9 protein-coding genes are annotated in these 13,474 nt (G+C 40.3%); 4 read left to right on the top strand and 5 right to left on the bottom strand.

The genetic code is table 11. From position 1 onward, the window contains the following. Positions 1-2: 2 nt before the first annotated feature. The gene (locus IRJ18_RS08970; RefSeq protein ID WP_194105843.1) at positions 3-1,364 is read left to right on the top strand and encodes a tetratricopeptide repeat protein; all 1,362 of its coding nucleotides are present in this window, start codon (positions 3-5) and stop codon (positions 1,362-1,364) included. A gap of 117 nt (positions 1,365-1,481) precedes the next feature. Further along, on the top strand, positions 1,482-2,684 hold the full coding sequence (locus tag IRJ18_RS08965) for a DUF763 domain-containing protein (RefSeq protein WP_194105842.1): 1,203 nt from the start codon (positions 1,482-1,484) through the stop codon (positions 2,682-2,684). On the opposite strand, the gene IRJ18_RS08960 is transcribed toward IRJ18_RS08965, so the two are convergent. From IRJ18_RS08960 to IRJ18_RS08950, 3 genes are all read right to left on the bottom strand, one after another. After that, entirely contained in the window at positions 2,676-3,209 is a 534-nt protein-coding gene (locus IRJ18_RS08960) for a DUF4142 domain-containing protein (RefSeq protein ID WP_194105841.1), read from the bottom strand. The two genes, IRJ18_RS08965 and IRJ18_RS08960, sit on opposite strands and share 9 nt — an antisense overlap. Before the next feature lie 96 nt (positions 3,210-3,305). Further along, on the bottom strand, positions 3,306-4,028 hold the full coding sequence (locus IRJ18_RS08955) for a ThuA domain-containing protein (protein WP_228072655.1): 723 nt from the start codon (positions 4,026-4,028) through the stop codon (positions 3,306-3,308). A gap of 2 nt (positions 4,029-4,030) precedes the next feature. Next, a complete protein-coding gene (locus IRJ18_RS08950; protein ID WP_194105840.1) occupies positions 4,031-6,613 on the bottom strand; it encodes a phosphoenolpyruvate carboxylase in 2,583 nt (860 codons plus the stop codon). 180 nt (positions 6,614-6,793) lie between these two features. Here IRJ18_RS08950 and IRJ18_RS08945 point away from each other — a divergent pair, with 180 nt between their 5' ends. Continuing rightward, on the top strand, positions 6,794-8,986 hold the full coding sequence (locus IRJ18_RS08945) for an FUSC family protein (protein ID WP_194105839.1): 2,193 nt from the start codon (positions 6,794-6,796) through the stop codon (positions 8,984-8,986). Between the two features lie 573 nt (positions 8,987-9,559). Here the strand turns inward: IRJ18_RS08945 and IRJ18_RS08940 are convergent. Next, complete coding sequence (locus IRJ18_RS08940) at positions 9,560-9,769, bottom strand: hypothetical protein (RefSeq protein ID WP_194105838.1); 210 nt, start codon at positions 9,767-9,769, stop codon at positions 9,560-9,562. Positions 9,770-9,931: 162 nt separating this feature from the next. Next, on the bottom strand, positions 9,932-11,281 hold the full coding sequence (locus IRJ18_RS08935) for a PhoH family protein (RefSeq protein ID WP_194105837.1): 1,350 nt from the start codon (positions 11,279-11,281) through the stop codon (positions 9,932-9,934). Between the two features lie 837 nt (positions 11,282-12,118). On the opposite strand from IRJ18_RS08935, the gene IRJ18_RS08930 reads away from it, so the two are divergent. Beyond that, positions 12,119-13,399 (top strand): DNA polymerase Y family protein, encoded by a 1,281-nt coding sequence (locus IRJ18_RS08930; protein ID WP_194105836.1) that lies wholly within the window; start codon positions 12,119-12,121, stop codon positions 13,397-13,399. Positions 13,400-13,474: the final 75 nt, after the last annotated feature.

Raw genomic sequence — 13,474 nt, 5'->3', positions numbered from 1 at the left:
TTATGAAAATCAAGTTTTTGATGACAGGCCTGTTAGGCTTAATGACAATAACCGCTTTTGCACAAAAATCGGAGCTAACCACAGCGGAAACAGAGTTTAATAAATACGATCAATTAAGGAACAATAAGGCTATGGCAAAAATTGCCAATACCAGCCTAACCGCTGCTAAGGCATCAATAGACAAAGCCGCCGCAAATGAAAAAACTGCTAACCTGGCGCAAACTTATGCCTTAAAAGGATCTATTTATAGCGCTTTAGCTGCAAGTGATACTGTTGCGGCTACTTCAACTCCATTATTTGCAACTGCTGAAGAAGCATTGACTAAAGCGAAAGAACTGGATACCAAAGGTGAATACAAAAAAATGATAGATCAGGCACATTTGAATATGGCCCAGTACCAGCTAAACAAGGGAGTGAAGGAGTATGGCGATAAGAAATATGATCTGGCCTATAAATCATTCGATTATTACCGTACCGTATTGCCTGAAGATACTAACGCGATTTATTACACCGGTATAGCAGCCGCAAATGCAGGTATGTGGGATGCGGCCATCACTAATTACAATAAATTAGTTACCACTAAGTATTCAGGTAAACAACGTGCATACCAGGACTTGTCAAATTTCTATTTACAGAAAAAAGATACCGTTGGCGCTATAAAGGTTTTAAACGATGCTGCCGCGGCTTATCCAACCGATCCAACATTCAGCAAACGTGTAATTGAACTAAACCTGCAAACAGGTAAACAGGCTGAGGTATTAGCTAATATTGAAAAAGCAATAGCTAACGATCCTAAAAATAAAGTATTGTATTACTATGCAGGTATAACTTATACCCAGGTTGCTGATCAGTACAACAAAAAGATTGATGCTTTAAGTAAAAATGCGCCTGCTAAAACTGCTACACCAGCTACAAGACCGGGAGCAAAACCGGCTGCGCAGCCAGCAGTAACCGCAACCATTTCACCTGAAATGGCTGATTTAGTAAAAAATCGCGATGAAAATTTAAAAAAGGCTGAAAATGCGTATCGCAAAGCTTTAGAGATTGACCCTAATTATTTTGAAGCGAATTTGAATTTGGGTTATGTATTAATAAACCCGGCTATTGATTTATTTAACAAAACCAGGAATTTACCGGTGAGCAGACAAAAAGAATATGATGCCGGTATGGCCAAAGCAAATGTTTTATTTGACGCTGCTAAACCATATCTGCAAAAAGCTGTTGATTTGCAGCCTAAAAATGTTGACGCATTAACTAACTTAAGAACTTATTATCTTGGGAAAAACGATATGGCCCATGCTAACGAGTTGAAAAAACAAATTGAAGCACTACAACAGGGTGGTAGTGCGCCAGCTCAGAAATAACATTAAAAGAGAGACTATTTAGGTAGTCTCTCTTTTTAAAATTATTATTTAACATAATAAATATTATGAGACAATTTTTTTTTCTTGTTTTTAATATTTATTGCTAATTTTGTTAGCATGAAACGTTCTGGCAGTACAGATCTTCCGTTACATTATGGTTATGTTCCCAAATGGCTGGCCGAGCGTATGGCTAAATTAGGGCTGGCTGTAATGGAATGTATTGTAATGGAATATGGTAACGAAGAAGTTTTAAAGCGTTTAAGCGATCCGTTTTGGTTTCAGAGCCTTGGCGCTGTTATGGGAATGGACTGGCATTCTTCAGGCGTGACCACATCAGTTATGGGTGCGCTGAAACGAGCAATAAACCCGCACGCCAAAGAACTGGGGATTTACATTTGTGGTGGCAAAGGAAAATTTTCGCGGGAAACGCCAAATGAATTATTGCGTTTAGGCGATGCTACAGGCTTGGATGGTAATTACCTTGTGCGTTGCAGTAAGCTTAGCGCTAAAGTTGATAATACAGCTATCCAGGATGGTTTCCAGTTATATACGCATAATTTTATTGTAAGTAACACGGGTAAATGGTCGGTTGTGCAGCAAGGCATGAGCGACGGCTCCAGCACCGCGCGGCGTTATCACTGGCATTCTGATGATCTGACCTCTTTTGTTAACGATCCGCACAGCGCAATTTATGGTCAAAATTATGGCGAAATTATAAATCTTTCAGATAAACGCGCTGATGTGACCCGTGATAAGATCATGACTATTTCAAATGAGCAGCCTGATATAATGCTCAATGAAATAAGACATTTGACCATGCCCGCACACCACGATGTAAAAGCTAAAGATGTTGATTTGAAACGGCTTGGCGCCGTGCTTTGGTTGGCCCATGAAAAACGCCCGGCTGACTTTGAAGACCTTTTATTACTGGAAGGTTTAGGCCCGCGCACTTTGCAATCATTAACATTGGTAAGCGAGGTTATTTATGGCACGCCATCACGGTTTAAAGACCCGGCAAGATTTTCTTTCGCGCATGGCGGAAAGGACGGGCACCCCTTCCCTGTCCCTACTAAAGTTTATGATGAAACCATCGGCACGTTGCAAACGGCTATACACAAGGCAAAAATGGGTAATTCAGATAAAAATGAGGCCATTAAACGGCTTCATAGTATAGCAAAACGCGCTGAGCAGGATTTTACCCCTAACGCCAATTTCGACGCGGTAATTGAGAAGGAAAGAAATGATTCCTGGAAGTATGGCGGACGCACCGTATTTGGGCGTGCCAAACCACCTCAAAACCAGCAATTAAAGTTATTTTAAACTGCTATTTATGGCCTTGGCTGAATCCAGGTGCATTTTTAATGCTGGCAAAGTTTTTTTTGCAAAATCCTGTACCGCTTCTATCCTATCCGCACTTGCTTTTTCAAACATCTCTACCGCTTTTAAATGGTCTGTTAACATCATATTCATGTACGCTTTGTCAAAGGCGGTTCCAGTTAATTTGCCGAGACTATCAATTTTTTGCTGATGCTCCACAGTTAAGGTATCCGATTTTGTGACCATTTTATCCTGGGCCAGTTTAGATAAGTCCTGTGCTGCTTTACTGTGATCAGCTACCATCATTTTTGCAAAACTTACAACGCGCGGGTTTTTTGAAATAGATTCAGCAAGTGATGATGCTTTAATTTCAGTAAGCCCTGATTCATTTGCCGTTTTGATAAAACCCAATCCTTCCGCATCAACCTGGGTTTTTTGATTATAGTTATGAGATTTTTGATTGTCACCGCATGCTACGATAATGATTGCCATTACCGGCAATAAAAACAGTGGCTTTAAATTTTTCATCGTTTTATAGGTTAAGAATAATATTGTAACAATTATTATTAACCCTGGTTTACAAAACCATAAACAAATATTAAATATGATGCAATAAATTTTACCTTAACGATGCAAGGCGTAGTTAATACCACCCGTTAAATGTTGGATAAACAAGGTATCGGTGGTGTAATCATCTTTAGTATGGCCAAGTTCTGTATAAAAAATGCGGCCACCTTCAAATTTATGATACCAGGCAATGGGATGATTGCCATTCATTTCCCCTCCCGTATAAGTGCTTTCATCAATTTTTATCAACACATGGATATCGGGGCTTACCTGTTTAAAGTTATACCACTCATCGGTATGTTGCCAGGTATCAGGCAATTGTTTGGTTGATGGGTGATTATGATCGATAACATTTAAGGTTGCCTGCTGAATTTTTGGATGTTTAAGAAAATAAGCGCCAACCAGTTTGCCGTACCAATCCCAATCATATAAACAATCGGTAGCGGCATGGATGCCCACGAAGCCACCTCCTTTATGAATATAATTCATAAAGGCCTTTTGCTGATCCGCATTGAACAATGAATTTCCTGTAGGGCTCAAGAATATAAGCGCCTTGTATTGCTTCAGGTTTTCATCAGTAAATAGCGCCGGGTTTGTAGTGGTATCAACTGTGAAATTATCTTTTTCGCCAATAAGTTTAATAGCTGTAATGCCATCGGCAATACAGGCGTGATGGTAACCTTTTGTTAGCGAAAATATCAGGACTTTATTTTTAGGCTTATAAGTAAAGCTTAAAAATAGCATCCCGGATACAAAAAAAACTAAAACCTTTTTCATCATAACTAAGCTGAATTACGTCCCGCGTTTACAATACCATAAACCGTCCGGATCACTAATTTATTATAAACATCGGTAAATTCATCGTTATGATGATGATTTAATTTGTGCAGCGCATAATGCTGAATGATTACCAAAGGCAAAACAATCTTTTCGCGCAATGCTATGGAACGTTTTTCAATCGGATACTCTTCCATCAGACTGGTACTGTTGGTTAATTCCAGTAACAGTTCTTTGGTCAATTCATACTCATCCCGCAGCTTTGTCCAAAAGGCGCCGAATGTTTTATCATTTTCCAGGTAAGCAGTTACCCGGAAATCAGATTTCGACATGGACATCATACAATTATCCACAACCGTTTTAAAATAGCCCGAGTTATGATACAACTCCTGTACTTCTTTCCAGCGTTTTTCTTTCTTTATTTTTTTCAGGGCTGTGCCAACACCATAAAAGCCTGGAATGTTTTGTTTCATTTGCCCCCACGAGGTCACAAAACTAATAGCGCGCAGATCTTCCAGCTTTAATTTGGTATCTGCATTTCTTTTGGTTGGCCGGCTGCTGATATTTATGCGGGATAATAATTTTAGCGGGCTCAATTTCTCCAGGTATTCCACAAACAAAGGATCTTCGCGCAGGGCCAGAAAAGCTTTATAGCTTTCATCGGCCATATCCGAGATCATCTTTTTATGGCTGCTATCCAGCAAATCGTGTTTGTTGGGATTTAGTGCTGATATAATGCCTGCGTTTATTAATTGTTCTGAATTAAACCTTGCCGTATCTACCGATCCATATTGCGAACTTACAGTTTGCCCCTGTATAGTTAATTGGATATGATCATTAGCTATATCTTCGCCCATCGACGAATAAAAACGGTGCGTTTTACCTCCCCCGCGTGCCGGTGGCCCCCCTCTCCCATCAAAAAAAGCTAATTCTATGCCGTGTTTACGGGCCATGGCGGTTAGTTCAACCTTGGCTTTATATATAGACCAATTGGCCATCAGATAACCACCATCTTTGGTACTATCGCTAAAGCCCAACATAATGGTTTGGCGGTTGTTACGATTTTTCAGGTGTTTTTTGTAGAACGGATGCGTATACAGTCGCTCCATGATCTCGGCCGCATGGCTTAAATCGTTCACCGTTTCAAATAGTGGCGCAAAATCAACGGTTAGTTCGTCTTTTTTCCAGCCGCTCCATAAAAACAAATCCATCAGTTGTAAAATATCTGATGCTTGCTGACAGTTACTAATAATGAAGCGCTGGCAGGCTTTCTCCCCATTGCATAACTGTATAGTTTTCATCAGCCTGATGGTATTCAGGGTATCTTTTGTTAAGTCGTCGGCATCATCACCGCAAAACAAATTAGCTTCGTTAAAAGTTAAGTGTGTTAATTTATCGCTCTCTTTTAAATCTAAATAACCGTCTTTTATATGCTCATCTACCCGGTGCCCTTCGGTACAATATTTAAATACACTACGTAGGACCCGGCTGTCCTGTCTGATATCCAACGTAGCGAAATAACAGCCAAAGGCCCGTACCTTATGCAGCAGATCATCTATAATACCAACAAATAAGTTGTCATGGTCTTTCAATAAGGTTTCTTTTATTGATGATAATAAGCCAATCAATTCATCCTGAAGGTTAACAGGCTGCGGCTGCTCGTTAAATGCGTTCTGATAAAGCAGTTTTTCTAAGGCGCCCATGGCCGCCTCCACACCTCTGAAGGTAATACGGCGTTTTAAAACCCTAAAATCGCGGTAGTAGCAACGGAATATAATCTGTCTTAAAGTAGCGGCAACTGTTTGGGTTGTTTCGGCATTAACGTTAGGGTTACCATCCCGGTCGCCGCCTGGCCAAAAACCTAATTCAACAACCTGGTGGTTTGCATCTTCAATATCAAACTCTTCTTCTAACTTAGCTTGAGTAGCGGTTACCGCATGATAAAATACATTTTCTAAAAACCATATGAGGCTCACTGCCTCATCAACCGGTGTAGGTGATGTTTTATTAAAGAATGGTGTTTTACCTAATTGCTGCAGCAATAAATTAATGGTATTAATATCATTAATTTTTAAAGCCTCTATCAGGTCGGTCATGATGCCTAAAACACGGCTTGGGTAAAACTGCGTGGGGTGAGCGGTAAGTACCAGGCGCAAAGAAAACTTCTTTAACTTTTCCTTTATCTGCTTGCGCATATCATCGTCACCGTCAACTTGTTGTAATAAACTTTGCAGGGTGCCTGTCTTTTCAAAGTGGCCAATTTTACCAAATGACGAATCCTCTATAGCATCAAACAAAACTACCTGCCTTTCAATATACTGGATAAACCTGAACAGGCGGTTGATCTGCTCCTGGTGATCAATATCCGGCACGTATTTCTTAAAGAATGATTCAATAACAGCCGCCGGCGATTTTTGCTTAATGGTTTCTTTTTCGCAGTGCGAACTAAAAAACGGAAGCAAAATACCGGTATCTTTAACCTGGTAAAAAGGAAGTGTCAGGAAAAGACTGTCGTATAACTGAAAGCGGCTTTCCACCTCTTGGTTAAAAATAGTTTCCCGTTGACTGAGCTTTGTTATTGAGGGCATATAAGTTTATAAAATGGTTGATGCAAACGCCAAAATAAATACTACTAATTTTGTGGGGTTTAAGTTACACACTATTAATATATTATTCAACAAATGGCTTAATAATTGACAATTTGATATTAAAAACACCCGAAACAGCTAATTTGTTTAATTTTACAACATAATAATCGCCTCATATTAATGAACATTCAAACCCGGGAAATAAAAAGCTTTTTTTACAGCCAGTATTTTTCTGATGGTTTGCGTATTTCGCTGGGTATTTTATTGCCTACGCTTATTATGGCCCAGTTCAATTTGTTTCAAACCGGGCTTACATTATCACTTGGGGCGCTGTGTGTTTGTGTAGTCGACACGCCTGGCCCTACCATGCATAAGCGTAACGCTATGCTTATTTGCAATGCCTGTATTTTTGTTATCGCTATCATCACCGGTTTTGCGCGGCTCAATCTGTACACGCTGGGTATCGAGATAGCTTTGTTTTCGTTCCTGTTCTCCATGTTTACGGTTTATGGTAACCGGGCGGCTTCAGTAGGCACGGCCTCGCTCCTGATCATGATATTTATGATGGATAAGGCTAATAAGCCGGATGAAGTACTGGGCTACAGTGCCACACTTTTAGCTGGTGGCATTTGGTATATGTTGCAAAGTTTATTGTTTTTCCAAATACGGCCTTACCGTGCAGCACAGCAGGCATTGGGCGAAAACATGCTTGATGTGGTAAAGTTTTTACGTATTAAAGCTGATTTTTACAGGAACGATGTTGATATAGAAGAGAATTACCGCAAGCTTGTATCGCACCAGATACAGGTAAGCCAGCACCAGGATATTGTACGCGAGATATTGTTTAAAAGCCGGGTGCTGGTTCGTGAATCCACCTACGCCAGCCGGATATTGGTAATTACGTTTGTTGACCTGGTCGACCTGTATGAACAAATCATGGCCACTCACTATGATTATAAAGACATTCACGAGAAGTTTGGCCATACCGGTGTGCTGGAAGATATTGCTGCTTTATTAAGCCACATGGCAGATGAACTGGATAATATCGGTTTCGCAATCCTGTCTAACACGCGTTACAATAAACAGATCAACTTTGATAAGGAACTTGAGCAGCTGAAAACCAAAATAGATAATGTGGCTAAGGCCGATCCGGCTATCAGTAACCTGGTATTGAAAAAAATACTAATAAACCTGCGCGATCTAAACCAGCGCATGGGCGATATCTTCAACTATTATAACTCTAAATCGTCGAACCTGTTGCTGGAGAAAAAGCCGGATGTAGAATATTCAAAATTCGTGACCCACCAGGAATATGACCCGAAAATATTTTTTGACAACCTTACCTTTAGTTCGGCTGCATTTAAACATGCTTTAAGGGTAGCGCTGGTATGTATCTTCGGTTTCTTTGTTACCAAAAGCGCCGAAGTGCTGGTTTTTGCCGATTATATTACCGGCCGTAAACTGGTTTTTGGGCACCATAGCTATTGGGTGCTGCTAACTATCATTGTAATACTAAAACCCGGCTATAGCCTTTCTAAGCAGCGTAACCTGCAACGTTTAATAGGCACTATTGCAGGCGGCGTAATTGGGGTACTGATATTGGTATTTGTGCACAACACTGTAATTCAGTTTATCTTCCTGGTGGTGTTTATGATGGGGGCCTACAGTTTTCAGCGCCTTAACTACGTAGTAAGCGTAATACTAATGACGCCGTATGTGCTTATCCTGTTCAAGTTTTTAGGTGTGGGGCATCTAAACATAGCGCAGGAACGGATTGTGGATACTATTATAGGTTCGGTAATTGCGTTTTTCGCCAGCTACGTGTTGTTTCCGTCGTGGGAATCGGAAGTGATAACGGAAAGCCTCCGCGACGTGATCTATGCCAATACCCATTACCTGGTTAAAATTGCTGACACGATGACCGGCGCCGGTATTAACACTACCGATTATAAACTTGCCCGCAAAGAAGTGTATGTAACGTCAGCCAATTTATCTGCCGCTTTTGAGCGTATGACATCAGAGCCTAAGCGCAAACAAAAGAAAAGTAAAGAAGTGCATAAATTTGTGGTACTGAACCACATTCTGTCATCATACCTCGCTACGGTCGCCTCCTCGGCATCGTCCAGTAAAATGACGGCCAAACCCCACCCCGATCATTTAAAACTGATACGCCGCAGTGTAGCTGTGTTGAATGAAACCGATAAAAAACTGGGCGGCAAAACTATTGATTTTACTGCGGATAAAACTACCACGCCAACACCTGAAGCACCGGTTGACTTAACCGCCGATGAAAAATTATTAAAAGAGCAATTAGGCTTTATTAATAAGATAGTGAACGATATTGCCAAGGTGACGGATAATTATTTGACGTAAACTTTATTCGCACCTAAAGCAGCGAAGAAATATTCTTCATTTAGGCATATGTTTTATCGAGTCTTTATTATATAACAAAGTATACGGTTTTTATTAACTTCACCGAAAACGTTACAACTGTGAATTATTTTAACGGCGTCTTTTTTATGTTATTCGGCGCTTTTTTGTCATTTATGGAACTTAAAAGGCTGTCAGTTTTAAAGCGTAATTATATAGGCCATATCCTTCTGATACTTGTATATTTATACCTTGTTGTGGGTGGCGTTTTGATGGTTAGTCATAATACAGACAAGTTTTTATTACGTTGGTTAATAGAGACAATCATAACAGTAGTCATCATTACACGCATAATCAGATTTATCATCCGCCGATCAATGGTTATAATTCAACGAAAAAAATAATATTGATCCGCATGCAGTGGGCGTTATCACCACACCGCCCATTTGTTTGGAATCTGTTGCAAGTAAAGTGGTTCGGTGATAACACCGACCACGGGCTCGAAATTTTGTGATAACTTCGGTGAGTGTCATAATCAAAACAAAGATAATTGGATTGTCATGACAAGTAATATTCTTATTTTGCGGCTTTCCCATCGGCTATTAAACGTTCTAAACCTTCAATACTTAATGCTGTCATTTGTCGGGTTTCACTTTCATCGGGTATTCTGTTTCGTAATATCAAAATCGTATGCTCTCCGTCACGCTCATACCTCACAAGGTCTTTGTAATCAAAGGTTATTTCCTTTCCGAGCATATCGGCTACTATAAGTGTAAAATTGTCCATGGATTTGGTTGTTTAGAAGATTTAAAAAGACGGCAATTTAAGTTATAGCTTTTAGCCTCCGGTCGGTGTTATCACCGACCACGGACTCTAATATTAAAAAGTATCGCCTTATAAATATATTGGTTATTCTTTGAAAAATTTTATCGCATCTGATGAAATCAACTACAACAAATCATTAGCCAAATTGGACAATTCACTGCGTTCTCCTTTTTGCAGGGTAATGTGCGCGTATAGCTGGTGTCCCTTGGCTTTATCTATCAGGTAGGATAAGCCGTTACTTTCGGCATCAAGGTATGGCGTATCTATCTGGTAAATATCACCAGTGAACACAAACTTGCTATGCTCGCCGGCACGGGATATAATGGTTTTAACTTCGTGAGGGGTTAAATTCTGCGCCTCATCTACAATAAAGAATATCTTGGTAAGCGTACGCCCCCGTATAAAGGCCAACGGAGCGATGGAGATCTTATCGTTGGTTACCAGTTCATCAATCTTCTGCTGCATTTTATCATCATCAGCAAATTGCTCACGGATAAATTTCAGGTTATCCCAAATTGGCGCCATATACGGGTCTACTTTCGATTTGGCATCGCCCGGTAAAAAACCGATATCCTTATTGCTTAAAGGCACAATTGGCCGGGTAACAAATATCTGGCGGTAGTATTTACGTTGTTCTAAAGCGGCAGCCAGCGCCAGCAGGGTTTTACCAGTACCGGCATTGCCTTGCATGGTAACCAACTTAATATCAGGATCCAGCAGGGCATGTAAAGCACAGGCCTGTTCTGGGTTTTTGGGATAGATGTTAAATACAGGTTCCTCCTTAACTTTCTCCAGGTGGTTTATCTGCGCACTGTAAAATGCCGCTAACCCTTTATTTTTGCCATTTAATAAATAGAAGTGGTTGCCACGGCTACGGTCAACGTCAAGTTCTTCAGGGGTTAATATTTCCTCTTTATTAAGCTGATTAATCAGTTTATCGGTAGTTTTAGTAATTGTGGTACCGGTGTAAAGCTCATCAAGGTTTTTAACTTTACCTGTCTCGTAATCCTCGGCATTCAGGTTAAGCGATTTTGCTTTCAGGCGCAGGCAAATATCTTTTGATACCAGTACCACTTTCTTATTAGGGTTTTCTTCCTGTAACGAAAGTGCGGCATTTAAAATACGGTGGTCTATTTTCCCATCACCAAAAACCTGCTCAGCATCAACTTCCGCAGTTTTTTTGTCCATAACCACTTTAAAGCTACCCTTAGTTTGCCCGTTTAACGGCTGCCATTGGTTAAGCAAATGTTTTCGTGACAGACCATCCATCAGCCTGATAAACCCCCGGGCCTCAAAGTTGCGGGTATCATTGCCGGTTTTCATATTATCAAGTTCTTCCAAAACCTGGATAGGTATGGCCACATCGTGCTCCTGAAAGTTCTCGAATGCGTTATGGTCGTACAGGATAACCGAAGTATCTAAAACGAATATCTTTTTTTTGCCAGATGATTTGCTCCTGCCCTCTTTAGTCATAAGGCTAAAATTAGGAAATAGAAAGCAGATATAAGAGAGGATATGTGAGAAATTAGTAACTCAGCCAAAAATCAAAGAGATTTGGTAAAAAGGAATAAAAAACGAAAAGTCTGTAAAAAATCCGTTAAAAAGCGATAAAAATGGCTGGGCTCTTTCCTGGCGCAACTAAAATCCTACAAAAAACGAAAACGGAAGCCTCTTCTTGCGATTCGACTTCCGTTTCCTGACCTTGCCTTAACCTTAGTTAGTGCAAAGCGCCCAAGTTCTTGTGTAAATGACCGGCCTTAATTTATTCTTATTCTTGCAAACTTCGAATATGCTTAATGTCCGTTACCTGTGTTGCATTGCGCCGTAACGCCAGCAATCAGTGTATGCCTCTTTTAATTATCCCGGTGAGTTAAAAAAGCCTTTCGGTTTTATTAGCATTTTGGGTAACTCAGCAACCTTTAGTGATCATCAGCCGGCCCGAAGGCGTGCCCTGTTTCACTGCTGTATTACTGTAAGGCTGTCAAAGTACTTCGTTCTTGTTGATATCTAAGATAGCAGGCCTACACACATTTGTCAAGCAAATTATACTGGTTTTTATAAACAAGTTGTTAACCAATAAGTTAAGGTTACTAACAGCAAATTGTGTGTGATTAAGTATAATTAGCTACAAACAGCCATATCCCACCTATCTTATTCACATCCAGGTTATTCACAGTTTTATTCAATAATTGATTTCTTAGGGAAACTAAGAATGCTTAAAACCAACACATTAGTAATATTATCTGATATGCTATTAGAAATACCCTGGTAGATTTTTGTTATTTACTAAAATAATTAGCAAATTTGTTTATGAATCAAAACTCGGTTGTTATAAAAAAAGATTCGCGTGTGCTGTTTGTAGATATGGACAGCTTTTTTGCACGCTGCGAGCAGCAGGTAAACTATTGGCTGCGTAACCGGCCCGTGGGGGTTTGTGTATATACCGGTAAATACGGGTGCGTGATATCTCTATCAAAAGAAGCAAAGGCCCTGGGCATAAGGGCCGGTACGCGTTTAAATGACGTAATGGCCATATGCCCCGAGTTTATCCCGGTAGAAAGTAACCCAGCAAGGTACAGGGCCTATCACACTAAAATTATTAATATACTACAGGAATACGCGCTTGATGTAGTACCTAAAAGTATTGATGAAGCCATTATTAACCTCAGCAACCAAAAAGATACTGATCCGCTAACTATCGCGAAGCAAATAAAAAAAGATATACTGGAGCGTGTTGGCGATTGGCTAACCTGCTCTATAGGTATTGCACCTAACGCGTTTCTGGCCAAACTAGCATCTGTACGCGGAAAGAAACTACCCGAAGGCCTTTTGATGATAACCCATGAAAACATTGATGAGGTATTGCGCCCGTTAAAATTAGGAGATTTGCCGGGCATTGGCGGCAATATGTCGTACCGGTTAGAGCGTGCCGGCATAATGACACCTTTAGACATGCGCCATGCCGGCCCCCATAAATTAAAGGCCATTTTTAAGGGAATTGAGGGGATATTTTGGCATTATCGCTTAAATTTTATTGAAACCAATATTGTATCACATGAATACCGGGGTATGCAGGCCATGCGACAAATTTCGGCCGAGAAGAGGCAGAACATAGCCTATATCGACCAGCTTTTTATGACGCTTTGCCTTACGCTTGAAAAGCGGATGGTAAAACATAAATTCCGTTGTAAAGCCATAGGCTTTACCGCACGCTATGCCGATGATACCCGTTGGGATGATGCTTTTACCACTACTACACCGGTTCAGGACGCAATTAGCATGATGAACATGATAAAGTTGAGGATAGAGAAGTTTCAGCAGATGATGAATTGCAGCCCCATCTTTAACAATGAAATTACTCAGATGCGTGTATCGGTAACTAATTTTGTAGATAGCGGCAGCATGATATATAGTTTATTTGAAGATATAGACAAGAAAGAAACCGTTTTTAAAACCATGCACGATATTAAAAGCCGGTTTGGATCGGATAAACTGATCCGCGCGGTAGAGATGACAGACGGGCAGGTAATTAAGGATGTAATAGGGTTTGGATCGGTAAAAGATTTAAGCGAGCTGGATTATAAAACTTAATTTAAGATTGCTGCATCGTTTCAATCTTAAATTATTACCTGAATTTTTCGGATTTAGCTATAAAATTTATATATA

Source organism: Mucilaginibacter boryungensis, from assembly GCF_015221995.1.
Lineage (GTDB): Bacteria > Bacteroidota > Bacteroidia > Sphingobacteriales > Sphingobacteriaceae > Mucilaginibacter > Mucilaginibacter boryungensis.
This window is presented reverse-complemented; position numbering and strand designations above follow the sequence as displayed.